The 16,871-nt window shown below is 64.7% G+C and carries 16 protein-coding genes and 1 pseudogene; 10 read left to right on the plus strand and 7 right to left on the minus strand.

Translation table 11 applies throughout. The features are described from left to right. Positions 1-194 (plus strand): annotated as a pseudogene (locus IGW04_RS07150) (hypothetical protein); the annotation flags it as partial. A 203-nt stretch (positions 195-397) separates the two neighbouring features. Here IGW04_RS07150 and IGW04_RS07155 read toward each other — a convergent pair. Further along, the gene (locus IGW04_RS07155) at positions 398-556 is read right to left on the minus strand and encodes a hypothetical protein (RefSeq protein ID WP_194712375.1); all 159 of its coding nucleotides are present in this window, start codon (positions 554-556) and stop codon (positions 398-400) included. Between the two features lie 47 nt (positions 557-603). Here IGW04_RS07155 and IGW04_RS07160 point away from each other — a divergent pair, with 47 nt between their 5' ends. Beyond that, positions 604-1,329 carry a pyrimidine 5'-nucleotidase gene (locus tag IGW04_RS07160; RefSeq protein ID WP_194712376.1) on the plus strand — a complete coding sequence of 242 codons (726 nt, stop codon included), beginning with the start codon at positions 604-606 and terminating at the stop codon, positions 1,327-1,329. Positions 1,330-1,567: 238 nt separating this feature from the next. After that, positions 1,568-3,154, plus strand: coding sequence for a glucan biosynthesis protein (locus tag IGW04_RS07165; protein ID WP_194712377.1), 1,587 nt, complete (start codon positions 1,568-1,570; stop codon positions 3,152-3,154). A 132-nt stretch (positions 3,155-3,286) separates the two neighbouring features. On the opposite strand, the gene IGW04_RS07170 is transcribed toward IGW04_RS07165, so the two are convergent. Next, on the minus strand, positions 3,287-4,441 hold the full coding sequence (locus IGW04_RS07170) for a hypothetical protein (protein ID WP_194712378.1): 1,155 nt from the start codon (positions 4,439-4,441) through the stop codon (positions 3,287-3,289). Between IGW04_RS07170 and IGW04_RS07175 the strand changes: the two genes are divergently transcribed. Both IGW04_RS07175 and IGW04_RS07180 read left to right on the plus strand, forming a co-directional pair. After that, complete coding sequence (locus IGW04_RS07175) at positions 4,440-4,628, plus strand: hypothetical protein (protein ID WP_194712379.1); 189 nt, start codon at positions 4,440-4,442, stop codon at positions 4,626-4,628. The two genes, IGW04_RS07170 and IGW04_RS07175, sit on opposite strands and share 2 nt — an antisense overlap. 11 nt (positions 4,629-4,639) lie before the next feature. Then, entirely contained in the window at positions 4,640-5,296 is a 657-nt protein-coding gene (locus IGW04_RS07180) for an HD domain-containing protein (protein WP_194712380.1), read from the plus strand. Here the strand turns inward: IGW04_RS07180 and IGW04_RS07185 are convergent. Then, positions 5,293-5,895, minus strand: a complete 603-nt coding sequence (locus tag IGW04_RS07185) for a tRNA-uridine aminocarboxypropyltransferase (RefSeq protein ID WP_194712381.1) — start codon at positions 5,893-5,895, stop codon at positions 5,293-5,295. The genes IGW04_RS07180 and IGW04_RS07185 overlap by 4 nt on opposite strands. A 437-nt stretch (positions 5,896-6,332) precedes the next feature. Here IGW04_RS07185 and rfbC point away from each other — a divergent pair, with 437 nt between their 5' ends. From rfbC to IGW04_RS07200, 3 genes are read left to right on the plus strand one after another with little or no spacing between them, the layout of a single operon-like run. Then, positions 6,333-6,875 (plus strand): dTDP-4-dehydrorhamnose 3,5-epimerase, encoded by a 543-nt coding sequence (gene rfbC, locus IGW04_RS07190; protein ID WP_194712382.1) that lies wholly within the window; start codon positions 6,333-6,335, stop codon positions 6,873-6,875. 12 nt (positions 6,876-6,887) lie between these two features. After that, the gene (locus IGW04_RS07195; RefSeq protein WP_194712383.1) at positions 6,888-7,982 is read left to right on the plus strand and encodes an FAD-dependent oxidoreductase; all 1,095 of its coding nucleotides are present in this window, start codon (positions 6,888-6,890) and stop codon (positions 7,980-7,982) included. A 52-nt stretch (positions 7,983-8,034) separates the two neighbouring features. Continuing rightward, positions 8,035-8,490 carry a polysaccharide biosynthesis C-terminal domain-containing protein gene (locus tag IGW04_RS07200; protein ID WP_194712384.1) on the plus strand — a complete coding sequence of 152 codons (456 nt, stop codon included), beginning with the start codon at positions 8,035-8,037 and terminating at the stop codon, positions 8,488-8,490. Here the strand turns inward: IGW04_RS07200 and IGW04_RS07205 are convergent. Together IGW04_RS07205 and IGW04_RS07210 are read right to left on the minus strand one after the other, a co-directional pair. Then, the gene (locus IGW04_RS07205; RefSeq protein ID WP_194712385.1) at positions 8,484-9,212 is read right to left on the minus strand and encodes an LrgB family protein; all 729 of its coding nucleotides are present in this window, start codon (positions 9,210-9,212) and stop codon (positions 8,484-8,486) included. The two genes, IGW04_RS07200 and IGW04_RS07205, sit on opposite strands and share 7 nt — an antisense overlap. Further along, positions 9,205-9,567, minus strand: coding sequence for a CidA/LrgA family protein (locus IGW04_RS07210; RefSeq protein ID WP_194712386.1), 363 nt, complete (start codon positions 9,565-9,567; stop codon positions 9,205-9,207). Before IGW04_RS07210 ends, IGW04_RS07205 begins: the two co-directional genes overlap by 8 nt. 588 nt (positions 9,568-10,155) lie before the next feature. Here IGW04_RS07210 and IGW04_RS07215 point away from each other — a divergent pair. After that, the gene (locus tag IGW04_RS07215) at positions 10,156-11,586 is read left to right on the plus strand and encodes a leucine-rich repeat domain-containing protein (protein ID WP_194712387.1); all 1,431 of its coding nucleotides are present in this window, start codon (positions 10,156-10,158) and stop codon (positions 11,584-11,586) included. A 243-nt stretch (positions 11,587-11,829) separates the two neighbouring features. Here IGW04_RS07215 and ettA read toward each other — a convergent pair whose 3' ends face one another. Together ettA and rarD are read right to left on the minus strand one after the other, a co-directional pair. Continuing rightward, positions 11,830-13,497, minus strand: a complete 1,668-nt coding sequence (ettA, locus tag IGW04_RS07220) for an energy-dependent translational throttle protein EttA (RefSeq protein WP_194712388.1) — start codon at positions 13,495-13,497, stop codon at positions 11,830-11,832. A 112-nt stretch (positions 13,498-13,609) separates the two neighbouring features. Then, positions 13,610-14,494 (minus strand): EamA family transporter RarD, encoded by an 885-nt coding sequence (rarD, locus tag IGW04_RS07225; RefSeq protein ID WP_194712389.1) that lies wholly within the window; start codon positions 14,492-14,494, stop codon positions 13,610-13,612. A gap of 326 nt (positions 14,495-14,820) precedes the next feature. Here rarD and IGW04_RS07230 point away from each other — a divergent pair, with 326 nt between their 5' ends. Beyond that, the gene (locus tag IGW04_RS07230; protein WP_194712502.1) at positions 14,821-16,668 is read left to right on the plus strand and encodes a potassium transporter Kup; all 1,848 of its coding nucleotides are present in this window, start codon (positions 14,821-14,823) and stop codon (positions 16,666-16,668) included. The last annotated feature ends 203 nt before the right edge of the window (positions 16,669-16,871 follow it).

Below are 16,871 nucleotides of genomic sequence, written 5' to 3' on the forward strand. Positions count from 1 at the left end.
TGACGCCGGATCAGCGTCATCGTGGCCAGGCGGACCAGCTGCTGGCCCATCGCAAGGCGGTCTATCAAGCCGCCCGGGCCGCCAAGCCGCAGCGCTGGGCAGGCGCCGTGCGCCATTGGGATCTTGACGAGGTGGTGTATCTGAACCCCGAACGAAAGGAGGCTTTGCCGGCCGCGATGCCACGTGCTGCATGACTAATTTGGCGACAACTACCTTGACACATACCGCTTCGCCAAAAAAAGTAACCAAAAAAAGGCGACCCGGTGATCGCGCCCCGCTGCGCGGGGTTCCCGTTTCAGCGGCACCCGGAGCGGGGCGCGGCTAAACTCGCCAAGCTACGCTTGGCTCAGACAGACGCCGCACCTTATCCGCTCCGGGCACCGCTGACACGGCGCGCTCAACGGGACTTCACGGCAACTGCAACTGCAACTGCAACTGCAACTGCAACTGCAACTGCAACTGCAACTGCAACTGCAACTGCAACTGCAACTGCAACTGCAACTGCAACTGCAACTGCAACTGCAACTGCAACTGCAACTGCAACGGCCACCGCCATCGCCATCGCCATCGCGGAAGCAACCGCCCCTTAACCTTTCCTATTTCATGTCCAAGCTGACCTGGCTATTCGACCTCGACAACACCCTGCACAACGCGTCGCACGCAATCTTCCCGGCGATCACCGCGAACATGAATGTCTACATCGCCAGGGTGCTGGAGCAGAACGGCATGGCGGCCACGCCGGAGGCGGTGAATGCGGCGCGGCTGGCCTACTGGCAGCGCTATGGCGCAACGCTGCTGGGCATGGTGCGCCACCACCAGGTGCGAGCCGACGATTTCCTGCATGAAGCCCATCAGTTCGACGACCTTGCCACCATGATCCGCGCCGAGCGCGGCCTGGGCCGGCTGCTGGCGCGGCTGCCGGGGAGGAAGATCCTGCTGACCAACGCGCCGCGCCGCTATTCGCAGGATGTGCTGCGCCACCTCGGCCTGCACCGGCATTTTGCCCAGCATGTGCCGATCGAGGCGATGACGGTGCACCGTCAGCTGCGGCCCAAGCCGTCGCGGCTGATGCTCAAGAGGCTGATGGCGCGGAACCGCCTGGCGCCAGGCCGCTGCGTGCTGGTGGAAGATACCGTTAACCACCTGAAGGGCGCGCGCCAGCTTGGCATGCGCACCGTGTGGATTACCCAGTACCTGCCGGCGCATGCGGCGCAGCGCCAGCACAGCGGCGCGCACCGGGCGCTGGCGAACACGCGCAAGCCGGACTATGTCGATGTGAAGCTCAGGTCGGTGACGCAATTGCCGCGGCACCTGCGACGGCTGCGGTGATCGAAGCTGGCGCTGGAGATTGAATAAAAGCAACTATCCTCTGGCCGGGCCGGTTTTCGCCCTGATGGGGGCGTATCGGGATTGACCAACTCCCGCCCGGCGTACCGGCAAGCTCAACCGTATCTCCGGCCTCTTGTATAGTGTCGGCTTCGCCGTTGCGGCGCAGCATTTCGACAACGTGCGCCGCCGCATCCGATTTCAGCCATTGCGCCCCATTCCTCTTCAGAAAAGGAGCCCCATGCATCGTCGTGACCTGCTCAAGGCATCCGCCGCGCTGGCCCTGGCCGGCATTTATCTGCCCCGGCCCGCTGCCGCCAGCGACGCCCCGACCCGACTGAAAACCCTGGGCAAGGCCCAGGCCTTCGACTACGCCTGGCTCAAGGGCCGCGCCCGCGAGATGGCGCAGCAGGCCTACAAGCCCGTGACCGACCAGCTGCCGCCGCGGGTGTCGGCGCTGGACTGGGACCAGTACCAGGCCATCGGCTACCGCGATGACCATGCGCTGTGGGCCAATGACAAGCTGCGCTTCCAGGTCAAGTTCTTCCACCTCGGCCTGTTCTTCAAGCAGCCGGTGCAGATCCATGAAGTGGTGGACGGCATGGCGCGCGAGCTGGCCTATGATCCGGAAATGTTTAATTACGGCAAGAGCGGACTGAAGGGCGGCGAGCTGCCCAGGGACCTGGGCTTTGCGGGCTTCCGCGTCAATTTCCATACCGACCTGACCCGCGACATCACCGCCTTCCTCGGCGCCAGCTATTTCCGCGCGGTCGGCGGCGAATGGCAGTACGGCCTGTCGGCGCGCGGCCTGGCGATCGACACCGGCATGGAGCGGCCGGAGGAATTCCCGATGTTCCGCGACTTCTGGCTGGAACGGCCGGGCAAGGATTCCAGCAAGCTGGTGGTGTATGCGCTGCTGGATTCGCCCAGCGTCGCGGGCGCCTACCGTTTCGAGATCGTGCCCGGCGCCACCACCGCGATGGATGTCGACGCCGCGCTGTATCCGAGAAAGCCTATCGAGCGGCTCGGCATCGGCCCGCTGACCAGCATGTACCAGTACGGCGAGAACGACCGCCGCATGGCCAACGACTGGCGTCCGGAAATCCATGACAGCGACGGCCTGGCGATGTGGACCGGCAGCGGCGAATGGATCTGGCGGCCGCTGGCCAATCCGCCGCAGCTGCGCTTCAACGCCTATGCCGACAACAATCCGCGCGGCTTCGGCCTCTTGCAGCGCGACCGCAATTTCGAGCATTACCAGGATGACGGCGTGTTCTACGACCGCCGGCCCAGCCTGTGGGTGGAACCCAAGGCGGGCTGGGGCAAGGGCTCGGTGCAGCTGGTGGAAATCCCGACGGTGGATGAAACATTCGACAACGTCGTCGCCTTCTGGAACCCGGAGGAAAAGCCGCAGCCGGGCCAGGAGCTGCTGTTTGGCTATCGCCTGCACTGGGGCGTGAAGATGCCGGCCGTGCCCAATCTCGCCCACGTGGTGGCCACCCGCACCGGCATCGGCGGCGTGATCGGCCAGAAGCGCAAGTATTTCTCCTGGCGCTTCGCCATCGATTTCGCCGGCGGCGACCTGGCGCTCTTGAGCAGCAAGGCCGTGGTCAAGCCGGTGATCACCGCCAGCCACGGCACGGTGGAAATCACCTCGGCACGTCCGCTGGACTCGGTGAAGGGATACCGGGCCATGTTCGACCTGAAGCTGCCCGATACCGACAAGGCGCCGGTCAACCTGCGCCTGTACCTGGAAGTGGATGGCCAGCCGCTGAGCGAGACGTGGCTGTACCAGTGGACGCCGCCGACGGACCGCACCTTCGCGTGACCTTGCTTCCCGGTATTGGTCCGCAACGACTCAAGCGCTTTCGGCCTGACCGGCTTGGGCGAGACGGCGTCGCGTATCAGGAAGCACTGCGCTCGGCCTGGTAGGCGAGCGTACTGCCCCGATCCTGCCGCCTCACGCCGCCTGCCGCTCGCCTTCCCCGAACCAGGCCTGCGCCACCAGGTATTCCAGCCCCACCGCCAGCGCCATCAGCGCCGCGCCGACCGCCAGCATCATGGCCGGCGCCATCGCCGCCGACAACGCCCAGAAGCCCAGCAGCGAGGCCATGCGCAATACCCAGAGCGTGACTTCGCGCACCACGATGCGATCGCCGAGGTCGCCGTGTATGTCCAGCGCGCGCTGGTTCAGCACATGCTCGCTGGCGCCCAGGAAGGGGCTGGCAGCAGCCTTGGCGATCAGGTGCACCACGAACAGTCCCGGCAGCCAGGCGCTGCCGGCCAGGAACAGGAACGCCACCGCCATGGCCAGGCAGGAGCCGCCCAGCCAGGAGCCGCGGTTGCCGACATCGCGCTTCCTGGCCGACAGGTAGAGGCCGACGCCGCCTGCCAGGCCGGCAACGGTGGCGACCCAGCCCAGCGCCGTGGCCGAACCCATCGCGCGGGAAGCGCCGATCGAGGTCACCGCCTGGCCCAGGCCGAACAGGCCGGACTCCAGGAAGAACAGCGGCAGGCAGGCCAGGAATTGCGGCTGCCGCACCAGCGCGAACGGCGCTTTCAGCGGCTGCAGCGGCGCATCCGCCATGCCGCGGCCGAGCCGCCAGGCGGCCAGCAGGCAGGCCGCGCCATACAGCGCATACAGCAGGCGGGCGCTGTTGCCGGTCCTGGCCAGCAGCATGGTTGCCAGCAGCGTGGCGACGATGCCGCCGGCCACGCCCAGCGCGCCGGCATGCGAGGCGTAGCCGTCGCGCTGGCTGTCCGACAGCAGTCGCATTTCCAGCCAGTGGCGGGCGCTCCAGGTCAGTCCCAGGAAGCCGCCGAAGGCAATCGACATCGCCCAAACCGTCTGGTTGCCGGACAACAGCACCACGCCAGGCAGGAAAAAGCCCAGTTTCATCAGCGTCTTGCCGGTCAGGCCCAGTCGCGGGCCAAGGCCATAGGCCAGCACCGCGGCGATCATTGCCACGGTCAGCAGCAGCGCAGTGAATTCGAACATCGCTTCATGGCGGCTGCCGCCCATCAGGAAATAGCCAATGAAGCCGGACAGGGTGCCGACCGCGCCCTGCAGCGTGACGAAGGGCAGCAGGCTGCGTTCTTGCCTTGAGATTGTCATGGAAAAAGGAAAAGAGAAGCCCGAGGCTGCACCATGCGCCTTGAGAAAATGCATTCAGGAAAGCCGACAGGCTAGGGGAATTGCTTCATCGCAGCAATGCAATAAAGAAACTTTTGGTGAAAAAACGACAGAGAGGCAGTCGGCGAAATGGACTGCCCGGCCTTACCATGCCGGCATTTCCATTTGAAAGCATTGTTGATGAATGCATTGATAAGCCATTGGCAGCCGCGTCTGGCGGATATCGCCCAGACCGCGGCAGGCGACGACGGCGCCCATGACCTGCAGCACCTGCACCGCGTCTGGCAAAGCGCCAGCCAACTGCTGGCCCATTCCCCTGAAGCCGATGCGCTGGTGGTATTGGCCGCCTGCTACCTGCATGACCTCGTGAACCTGCCGAAGAACCATCCGCAGCGCAGTACCGCCTCGCGCCAGGCGGCTGCGCTGGCATCGGAAAAGCTGGCGGAGGCCGGCTTTCCCGCGGACCGCCTGGCGGCGGTGGCGCATGCGATCGAGGCCCACAGCTTTTCCGCGGCGATCGCGCCCCGCACCCTGGAAGCGCGCATCGTGCAGGATGCCGACCGGCTCGACGCGCTGGGCGCCATTGGCCTGGCGCGGCTTTTCTATACCGCCGGACGCATGGGTTCGGCGCTGGCGCATGGCGACGATCCGGGCGCGCTCCATCGCGCACCGGACGACCGCGCCTATGCGCTCGACCATATCGAATGCAAGCTGGCGACCCTGCCGGCCACCATGCAGACCGAGGCTGGCCAGGCATTGGCCAACGAGCGCCTGGACTGGCTGCGCGCGTTCCGGGACCGGTTTATCGCGGAGTGGGGCGGCGCGGCAGGCAATTAATCCGCCGTATCGCGGAAGGCCATTTGCTGCGCGACGAAACCGTCGAAGGCCTGCAGCAGCGGCCGATAGCGCGCCGCGTCGCCCTCCAGTTGGGCCAGCGCATGGCAGACCGCTTCCAGCGTCGAGAGCTGCCCCGGCTTGTGCGCTTTCCTGATCAGGTATTGCGACGGCGGCGGCGCCGACAGCGACAGCCGGGGCAGCGCCTGCAGGGCCGGGTTCAGCGCCAGCATCTTGCGGCTCTTGCGCCAGGTCGCGTCCAGCACCACCAGCCGCGGCGGCGGGCCGTGGGGATCGGGCAGAAAGGTCGGTGCATCCGGCGCCCCGGGGTACAGCAGCACCGGCTGCGTCTTGCCGGGTTCAGGTCCATCGAGCAGTTGCTGCAGCAAGGCAGGCGCGAAGGCTTCGCCGATTGCCACCGCATGTCGTGCAAGGGACAGCCGCAGCAGGGTCAGGCTGTTCTTGGCATGGCCGGTTTCCAGCGGATGCTGCAGCAGCAGCACTTCCACCCGGTTGGCGGTTGGCGTTGCCCAGCCGCAGAGGCAGGCGCGCGCCGGGCGCAGGCAATGCGCGCAAGTGGCACGGGTGACGGCGAATGGCACTTTTATCGGCTTTCCATGAGTGCAGTGCCGCGCCGAGGTGGCACGGCTGCTGCCGCCGTCTTGCGTGGCCAAGGGTGAGCACGCTGCAATGCAGCAAATCTTCGAATGTCAAGCTGTTTACTGTCCATTTTTCCTCAATTTATTTTGTGTAATTTTTACTACCAGGCATGGTCGCGCGTTACATAAAAGCACATTACACCTTTTATCGCACAATAAAACGCCCTTAATGCATTTGCGCCGTTCCAGTTCAACTTGGTTTGCTAACTGCAGCATCGTCCCGCGTCCACGCCGCTCCGGACTCGGATCGCCATGTGCATGCGCAGCATGCGTACCGGCTGCCAGCGCACGGCGAGAGCAGTGATTCACATGATGCCCGTCGACGATAAGGGCATTTCCATTCCGTTTGCCTGTTCAATACCCGATGCCAAGGAGCCTTCATGCATATCCAGCCCACATCCCTACCCGATGTCCTGCTGATCGAGCCGCAGCTATATGACGACGAACGTGGCCACTTCTTCGAAAGTTTCCATCAGCGGCATTTCCAGGAATTGACCGGGGTGTCGGCGTTCTTCGTTCAGGACAATCATTCCCGATCCATGCATGGCGTGCTGCGTGGCCTGCATTACCAGCTCTCGCGGCCCCAGGGCAAGCTGGTGCGCGTGGTGTCCGGGGAGGTGTTCGATGTGGCGGTCGACCTGCGGCGCGGCCGGCCTTCATTCGGGCGATGGATAGGCGTCGTGCTTTCCGCGCGAAACCGGCGCCAGCTATGGATTCCGCCCGGCTTTGCCCATGGCTTCGCCGTGACCAGCGGCGCGGCGGAAGTGCTCTACAAGACCACGGACTACCGTGTCGCCGAACAGGAGCGCTGCCTGTGCTGGAACGACCCCGCGCTAGCCATCGCGTGGCCGCTGCCCGGCGCCCCCGTGCTGTCAGAAAGAGACCGGAGCGCCCCACTGCTTACCGAAGCCGAACTGGATTGATAAGGGAGACCCATGATGCCTACTGTTGCGCACACAGATGTCGCCATTATCGGCGGCGGCTTTTACGGGGCATTGCTGGCCAATGAAATCAAGGCCCGGCAGCCAACCCTGGAAGTGATGATCATCGAGAAGGAGAAAGCGCTGTTCACCCAGGCCTCGTCCACCAACCAGGGCCAGTTCCACATGGGTTACATGTACAGCGCCGACCCGGCGCTGGCGCGCGAATGCGCAGACAATGTCGAGCGTTTCATGGACACCTTCGGCGATGCGGTCGACAGCGACATGCATTCCCTGTACGGCATCCACCGGCAATCGCAGATCAGCGCCGACGACTTCGCCGGCTTTTGCGCCGGCGCCGGCCTGGCGCTCAAGCCAGTGAAAAGGCCGCGCGACATTTTCGGCGATGACATAGACACTTCCTTCCTCACTTCCGAAAAGACCTTCGACAGCGCGGTGATGCAGCGCATCCTGATGCAGAAGCTGCTGCATAACCGGGTCGGCCTGTTGCGCGGGGTGTGCATCGACCGCATCGCTGCGGCCGCGCAAGGCCTGGACATCAGCGCCGACAGCCACGCCATCCGGGCCGCCCGGGTATTCAATGTGACCTTTGCCGACATCAACCGGCTCCATGCGCAGTCCGGCCTGGCACCGATTCCGTTGCAGCACGACACATTCCTGCATTTCGTGCTGGACCTGCCGCAGCAGTACCGCGATACCGCCGCCACCGTGATCAGGGGGCCGTATGCCTCGCTGCTGCCGTCCAACTTCCGCCAGGGGCACGTGCTGGCCTCCGGCAAGTTCCGCCGCGTGCAGTCCAGCCATGTCGACAAGCCGCCCTCGTGGCAGGACACGCAAACTGCGCCCGCGGTCTGGCAGCAGGCGGTCGACGAAGCATCTTCCTATCTTCCCCTGCTGCATGCGGCATGCTACCGCGGCTACACGGTGGGCACGCGGTCCGCCTACTGCGATCCGGCAACCGGCGAGTACAGCAGCAAGGCCATGGTGTTTCGCGACTTCGGCGGCCTGCCGGACTACCATGTCGTCTTGGGAGGGAAGGTAAGCTGCATGTTCGATGTGCTCGATGAGGTCCGGCGCATCATCGGCTAGAAGCCTTCTGTCGCGCAGGCTTCTGGAATTCCTTACTCTCTATTTCCTTGTCATGGCCACTCATCCCAAGCTCAGTTCCGACCTGGTTCCAGCGCACGAGCGCCCTCCTTGCCTGCAGGCGGCGTTTCGAGAAGCCGGCGACAATCCGCTGCTTGCCGTCAGCGCGGTCGACGCGCGCGGCGAATTCTTTGCGCTGAACACCGCGGCTTCGCCGCCAGGGTTCGTGGAAGTCATCCATTCGCGGCCGCAGGTGGTGCGCGGCAACCACCTGCACCGGCGCTGCACCGAAACGCTGACCGTGCTCAGCGGCGCCATTGCGCTGTACTTGCTGTGCGGCTGTCCTGGCCGCCACGTTTTCAGGACGCGCATGGATGGCGGCGCCAGCGTATGCATCCCGCCCGGCACTGGGCACGCGATTCATACGCTGGCCGAAACGGAAATCGTCTCTGTCTTCACGGATGCCGATCCACGCGAGGACCGGGAGCGCGTCGAATTGATCTGTCAGTAGCCCAGCCACGTTACGGCCCGTGCCGCCAGCGGCAGCAGCAGCGAGGCGATCAGCACCTGCAGGCCCAGCGCAATGCCGGCATAGGCGCCGGCGTCGGCATGCACCTGCAGTGCCCGCGCCGCGCCGATGCCATGGGAAGCGGTGCCCAATGCAAAACCGCGCACGGCCCAGTCGCGCACGCCCAGCAGGTCGAACAGGTATTTGCCGGACAGCGCGCCGACCATGCCGGTCAGCACCGCAAACACCGCCGCCAGCGCCGGTATGCCGCCCAGCCGCTCGGCAATGCCCATCGCCACCGGCGCGGTGGTGGACTTGGGCGCGAGCGAGCGGATCACATCGGCCGGCAGGTCGAATGCCCAGGCCAGCAGCACCGCGCTGCCGGCGGCTGCCGCGCCGCCCACGGTGGCGGCCAGCACCAGCGCCATGCCGCGGCTCCTGAGTTCGCCGCGGCGCTGCCACAGCGGCCAGCCCAGCGCCACCACGGCCGGGCCCAGCAGCACATGCACGAACTGGGCGCCGGCGAAATAGGTCTGGTAAGGCGTGCGGGTGGCCACCAGCACCGAGCCCAGCGCCAGCACCGACCACAGCACCGGGTTGGCCCACGGCGCATGGTCCAGCCTTTCATAGGCCCATTGCACCAGCACATACACCACCAGCGTCGAGGTCAGCCCGAACAGCGGCGCGGAAGACAGATACACCCACAGCTGGACGAATTCACTCATGGCCTGGCTCCCGGCCGGTCCGCCGCAGCAGCGCGCGCAGCGTCAGCGCCGTGACCGCCAGGCCGATCCAGGTCGACAGCACCACCACGGCCAGCAGGCGCATGCCATACGCTGACACAAGGTCCAGATGGGCAATCACGCCCACGCCGGCCGGCACGAAGAATAGCGAGAGATGATTCAGCAGCAGCTGCGCCGCCGCCGCCACGGCCTCGCGCAGCGGCGTCCATTGCACCACCGGCCACAACAGCAGCAGGCCGATCACGGGGCCGGGTATGGGCAGGGAAAGCAGGCGGCTCAATCCTTCGCCGCAGGCTTGCAGCAACAGCAGCAGGGCAAATCCGCGCAGGGCATTCATGGCATGGGGCGTCGTCAAATGGAGAATTATAGGGTCCAGGCCAATAACATTCCGGCTGGTATAGCCCTGGTATAAAGCGGTTGCCGATGATGGCGCGGCTCCGCTGCGCTGCGGGGACCATGGGCGCCGCTTTTCAAGCGGTGGCGGCGCTGCCGCACAGCCACGGGCAGTGCGTAGGGTGCAATCCCCGGAGGGCATTGCACCGGGGACGGTGGAGCGACGGGCGACGATGGCGCCTTGCCGTAATTAACGGCCCGGCGGAATGCCCCTTCGGGGTATTCCGCCCTACGCACTGCTGCGCAGCCTTGTTATCACCGCAATGACGTGTACCTGATTCGCTTGGGCCTGGCGCTTTCCTCGCCGAGCTGCTTCCTTGCCACGCTCTGGGCAAGCGGCATGCCTGGTTTTCGGCGCGACGACAGAGAAGCGGTACCGAAATGACGTGCGCCAGTTCATGGGGCAGGCAGCGGCAATGACTGCGGTGTCCGGAAACAGGGATCCCTTTTTTTTCGCCCGTTAAATACCAGGCACCCTTTAACCATGGCGGGCTTCCGGAAAAGCCCCTCTCCTGACAGGACATCAGCCACCATGCATGCCACCACTGCCACCATCAATTCCGACAAGTTAATCGGCACCCATACACCGGATCACGGGCAAGCCAGGCCATCCTCAGGCAACGTTGCCGGCATGCCCGTGATACGCGCCAGCCCGCCGCAGCACACGCTGCTCCAGGCGTCCGGTGACGACAGTCAAACAGCCTGTGTAACCAGAGGCCCCGCGTTCAATGGGCAGATGGATTCGGCCAAGCCGCGCGACGATCGGGTCGATGCCGCGCTGGCAGAGTTGTCTGGTCGGATCCGCGAGGGCGAGCTGGTGGTGGACGGGGCGGAAGACCCATGCACGGCGCAAGCGCTTGCAGAGTTGCTTGCCGACCCTCATTGCGGGGTGGTCAGTCTTAACTTCGGATATGCGGACTGCAGCAATGGCTTCCTGCCGCCGTTGTTAAAGGCGCTGAAGGACAATTGCACCGTCACCAGCCTGACCTTTGAGTTATCCAGGTTGGGCAGGGACGGCATTGCCTTGTTGTCGGATTTCCTGAAAACCGATCGCACGCTTGTCACCCTTGTGCTTTGCAACACCGACATTGACGATGACGGCGCACGCCTGTTGTCAGAGGGGCTGAAGGCCAATGACACGCTTGCCGCGCTCGACCTTTCAGCCAACAGCTTGAGCAGCGTCGGCGCAACCTTTCTGGCCGATGCGCTGAAGACCAATCGCGCCCTTACCGAGATTGTTCTTCGAGCCAACGTGATTGGCGATCATGGCGCAGCCGCATTTTCGGATGCGCTGAAGGTCAACGGCACGTTGACAAGGCTTGACCTCGGCGCAACCGTGATCACCGATGAGGGCGTCCATGCGCTGTCAAAAGCGTTGCCGTGCAATGGCGCTCTTGCCACGCTCGACCTCTCTTTCAACCAGATCAGCGACACGGGCGCAGCTTTGCTTCTGAATGCCGGGAAAGGTCATGGCGGCCTCGTCCGGCTTCACCTGGCGGGCAATGAGATCGGCGGTGCTGGCGCCACCCTGGTGTCGGAGGCATTGAAGAGCAATGATCGCATCACCACACTCGATCTTGGCAGAAACAGGATCGGCGATGCGTGCCTGGCACACATGGCAGAAGCGCTGACGGTCAATAGCACGCTCACTGACCTCCGCCTTCGGCATAACAAGGCCAGCAATGCCGGCGCAATTTCCGTGAAAAACATCCTGGAGGCCAACAAGACGCTCGTGTCGCTGGACCTTGGGTACAACAAGATCGGCGATGCAGGCCTGCAATTGATATTGGAGGCGCTGAAGATCAATAACACGCTCACTGACCTCTGCCTTCAGAACAACAAGATCGGCGATGCCGACGCAAGCTCCCGGAAGAGCGAGGCGATGGTCAACAAGACGCTTGTTTCGCTGGGTCTCGGCGACATGGACGTTTATAGCAAGCCACGCCGGTCCCCTGTGGCATGAGAAGCCCATGCCACGCCTGCCCGCGCTTAACCGACTATTCGCGCAAGGAATGCCGGGTCGTCAGTAATGCAGCGGCAGTCGACTGCCAGGCCTTTGCCTCGAGCAGCGTGCGTAGGGTGCAATCCCCGAAGGGCCTTGCACCGGGGACGGCGGAACGACGGGCGAAGATGGCGCCTTGCCGCAAGCAACGGTCCGGCGGAATGTCCCTTCGGGGTATTCCGCCCTACGCACTGCCGGGCTGCCTTATCCGCGCAAGGGCTTGTACCGGATGCGCTTGGGCTTGGCGCCTTCCTCGCCCAGCCGCTTCTTCTTGTCGGCCTCGTACTCCTGGTAATTCCCGTCGAAGAAGGTCACCTGCGAATTGCCTTCGAAGGCCAGGATATGGGTGGCGATGCGGTCCAGGAACCAGCGGTCATGCGAGATCACCATCACGCTGCCGGCGAATTCCAGCAGCGCGTCTTCCAGCGCGCGCAGGGTTTCCACGTCGAGGTCGTTGGACGGTTCGTCCAGCAGCAGCACGTTGCCGCCCATGAGCAGCGTCTTGGCCAGGTGCAGCCGGCCGCGCTCGCCGCCGGAGAGGTTGCCGACGACCTTCTGCTGGTCGCTGCCCTTGAAGTTGAAGCGGCCCAGATAAGCCCGCGACGGCATCTCGAAGCGGCCCACGGTCAGCAGGTCGGCGCCGTTGGAGACATCCTCGAACACGGTCTTCTTGTTGTTGAGGTCGTCGCGCGACTGGTCCACCAGCGACAACTGTACCGTTGAGCCGATCACGACTTCGCCGCTGTCGGGCTGCTCGCGTCCGGCCAGCATGCGGAACAGGGTCGACTTGCCGGCGCCGTTGGGGCCGATGATGCCGACGATGGCGCCGGGCGGCACCTTGAACGACAGGTTGTCGATCAGCAGCCGGTCGCCGTAGCCCTTGCTGACGTTCTTGAACTCGATGACTTCATTGCCCAGGCGCTCGGCCACCGGGATGAAGATTTCCTGGGTCTCGTTGCGCTTCTGGTATTCATGCTCGGACAGCTCGTTGAAGCGGGCCAGGCGCGCCTTGCTCTTGGCCTGGCGGCCCTTGGGGTTCTGGCGCACCCATTCCAGTTCCTTCTGCAGCGCCTTCTGGCGCGCGCTCTCCGTCGACTCCTCCTGCTTCAGGCGGTTTTCCTTCTGCTCCAGCCAGGAGCTGTAATTGCCCTTCCAGGGAATGCCGTGGCCGCGGTCCAGCTCCAGGATCCATTCGGCCGCGTTGTCGAGGAAGTAGCGGTCATGGGTGATGCCGACCACGGTGCCGGGGAAGCGGTGCAGGAACTGCTCCAGCCAGTCCACCGACTCCGCGTCGAGATGGTTGGTCGGCTCGTCCAGCAGCAGCATGTCCGGCTTGGACAGCAGCAGCCGGCACAGCGCCACCCGGCGCTTCTCGCCGCCCGACAGCACGCCGATCTTCGCGTCCCATGGCGGCAGGCGCAGCGCATCGGCCGCCATTTCCAGCTGAAGCTCCAGGTTGCCGCCGTCGGAGGCGGCGATGATGGCTTCCAGCCGCGCCTGCTCGGTGGCCAGCGCATCGAAGTCGGCGTCGGGCTCGGCATAGGCGGCATACACCGCGTCGAGCTTGGCGCGGGCGGCGAAAGCCTCGCCCAGGCCGGCCTCGACCGCCTCGCGCACGGTCTGTTCCGGGTCCAGCTGCGGCTCCTGCGGCAGGTAGCCGATATTCAGGTTGGGCATCGGAATGGCTTCGCCTTCGATGTCCTTGTCGACGCCGGCCATGATCTTCAGCAGCGTGGACTTGCCGGAGCCGTTCAGGCCCAGCACGCCGATCTTGGCGCCGGGGAAGAACGACAGGGAAATATCTTTCAGGATGTGGCGCTTGGGCGGGACGATCTTGCCCACGCGGTTCATCGTGTATACGTAATTGGCCATGTTGGGGTCTGGTTTGCTTGAAGGGCAGGGAGGATAAAGGAGGAGAAGGATAACGCAAGGGCGCGGCAGGGTACAGCCGCGTTCGCCGCTGCCTTTGCCCTGCCGGCTGCGATCAGCCCGCCGCCTGCGGCCGGCGCCAGGCGCGCAGCATGCCGTCGGCCGAGTACAGCGCCAGGCCGCCCCAGATCAGCGCAAAACCGGCCAGCCGGCCGATGCCGAACGGCTCATGGTAGAGCCACACGCCCAGCAGCAGCTGCATGGTCGGCACCATGTACTGCATCAGGCCCAGCAGCGACAGCGACAGCTGGCGCGCGGCGGCGGCGAACAGCAGCAGCGGGATCGCGGTGATCGGGCCCGACAGCGCCAGCAGCGCCTGGGTCAGCGGCGTGGCGGCGGCAAAGCCGTTCTGGCCATGCTGCGCCAGCCAGGCCAGGTACACGACGGCGAACGGAAACAGCAAGATGGTTTCCAGCGACAGCCCTTCCAACGCGCCCAGCGAGGCGGTCTTGCGCAGCAGGCTGTAGATGCCGAAGGTCAGGCCCAGCGCCAGCGAGATCCACGGCGGATGCCCGGCCTGCCAGGTCAGCCAGCCGACGCCGGCCGCGGCCAGCGCCACCGCCGTCCATTGCACCGGCCGCATGCGCTCCCCGAGCACGAAGAAACCCAGCACCACGTTGACCAGCGGATTGATGAAGTAGCCCAGGCTGGCATCGACGACACGGTCATGATTGACCGACCAGATATAAATGCCCCAGTTGGCCGCCAGCAGCAGGGCGCTGGCGGCGAAACCGGCCAGCAGGCGCGGCTTGCCGGCCGCCGCGATCAGCCAGGCCCACTGGCGCCGCCACAGCAGCACCACGGCCAGGAACAGCAGCGACCAGACCATCCGGTGCGCCAGGATTTCCTGCGCCGCAATGCCCTGGAAAAGTTTGAAATACAGCGGGAACAGGCCCCAGGCCAGAAAGGCCAGGGCGGCGGACAGCATGCCAGGGTTCATGGGAAGGAACGGCGTTTCTTGAGAAAAGGAAAGGCGGCATTATGCGCCCGATGGCGTCCGCACGCCTGCTTCCGGCCCGGCGCCGGCAATCCGCCGGGCTGCTCGTTCATGTCAAGCCATGAACAACGGTATGCAGGCATACTCCAGCGACAACATCATGGGTGCCGGCGAACGCGCCAGGCGGGCATGCTCTCAGTTAATATGCGGGTTTTTCCAGAAACGACAGGTGTCCATTGGCCTCATCCACTACCAACGACAGCCACGCCGAAAATGGCAGCGAGCACAACGCTCACAGCCATGCAGGCCCAGGGCATGGCAGCCGGCTTCTGACGCTGACCATCGCCGCCATTGGCATCGTCTACGGGGACATCGGCACCAGCCCGCTGTACACGATGAAGGAAGTGTTTTCCGAGGAGCATGGCATTGCGCTGACGCATACCAACATCCTGGGCGTGGTGTCGCTGATCCTGTGGGGCCTGATCCTGATCATCTCTCTCAAGTATGTGACCCTGGTGCTGCGCGCCAATAACCGCGGCGAGGGCGGCATCATGGCCCTGAGCGCGCTGGCGATGTCCTCGGTCGGCACCGGTTCGCGCTGGCATTATCCGGTGATGCTGCTGGGCATGATGGGCGCGGGCCTGTTCTATGGCGACGGCGTGATCACCCCCGCGATCTCGGTGCTTTCCGCCATCGAAGGCCTGGAAGTGGCCACGCCCGCATTGAAGCCCTATGTGCTGCCGCTGACGGTGACGGTGCTGGTGGCGCTGTACTCGCTGCAGCGCAAGGGCACCGCCGGCATCGGCAAGTTCTTCGGCCCCATCGTGCTGGTCTGGTTCGCCACCCTGGCGACCATGGGCGTGATCAATATCGTGCACTATCCGGCGGTGCTGGCCGCCTTCAATCCGCTGCATGGACTGAACTTCATGCTGCACAACGGCTGGTTCGCCTTCATCGCGCTGGGCGCGGTGGTGCTGGCGCTGACCGGCGCCGAGGCGCTGTATGCCGACATGGGCCACTTCGGCAAGAAGTCGGTCCGGCTGGCCTGGTTCTCGGTGGTGCTCCCGGCGCTGGCGCTGAACTATCTCGGCCAGGGCGCGCTGCTGATGTCCACGCCGGCGGCGGTGAGCAATCCCTTCTTCCAGCAGCTCGGCCCGTGGAGCGTCTATCCGCTGGTGGTGCTGTCGACCATGGCCACCGTGATCGCCTCGCAGGCCACCATCTCCGGCGCCTTCTCGGTGACGCAGCAGGCGATCTCGCTGGGCTTTTTGCCGCGCATGCGGGTGATCTACACCTCCGACCGCGAAATGGGCCAGATCTACATCCCGCTGGTGAACTGGGTGCAGCTGACCATCGTGCTGATGGCGGTGATCGGCTTCGGCTCTTCCGGCAACCTGGCCTCGGCCTACGGCATCGCCGCCACCGCCACCATGACCACCACCACCATCCTGACCTTCTTCGTGGTGCGCTACCAGTGGAAATACAATCTGCTGCTGGCCACGCTGGCCACCGGCTTCTTCCTGACGCTGGACCTCACGCTGCTGGCCTCGACCTCGCTGAAGATCGTCAGCGGCGGCTGGTTCCCGCTGGCGCTGTCGGCGCTGATGGTGACCATCATGCTGACCTGGAAGACCGGCCGCGAACTGGTGTTCAACAACCTGAAGAAGCACGCCATCCCGCTGAACGATTTCCTGCAGTCGCTGTTCTATGGCCCGCCGCACCGGGTCGACGGCACCGGCATCTTCTTCCGCGCCGAAGGCGACGGCGTGCCGCATGCGATGCTGCACAACCTGCTGCACAACAAGGTGCTGCACGAGCGCATCGTCTTCCTGACCGTGTTCAACGAGGACATTCCCACCGTGCCGATGGAAGACCGGGTCAAGGTCGAGCCGCTGGGCCATGAGTGCTACCAGGTCAATGTGTATTACGGCTTCAAGGACGAGCGCGACATTCCGCTTGCGCTGGCGTTGTGCGCCAGGCATGGCCTGGAATTCGAGATGATGGAGACCTCCTTCTTCATCGCCCGCCAGACCGTGATCTCCGCCGTCGGCGGCGGCATGGCGCGCTGGCGCGAGGCGCTGTTCGCCACCATGTCGCGCAATGCCCGGGATGCGGCGGACTACTTCCGGGTGCCGACCAACCGGGTGATCGAACTGGGCACGCAGGTGGAGATCTGAAGGCTGGCTGGCGGCCATGCCGCCAGCCAGATTCCGTTCCGATCTCGCCGGCCGGGACCACGCTTGCAGCGCACGCCGCCGATGCCCTTGCGCCGCCGGCGGTTTGCCTCCCATGCTGCAATTGCCTTCGGGTATTGCACCAGATGTGCGCTTGCCCGCAGCGGCAACATCTTGCAGGGCTCATCCTGCCTGCAGGTTCTGGT

It is taken from the genome of Noviherbaspirillum soli (genome assembly GCF_015352955.1).
GTDB lineage: Bacteria > Pseudomonadota > Gammaproteobacteria > Burkholderiales > Burkholderiaceae_D > Noviherbaspirillum_A > Noviherbaspirillum_A soli.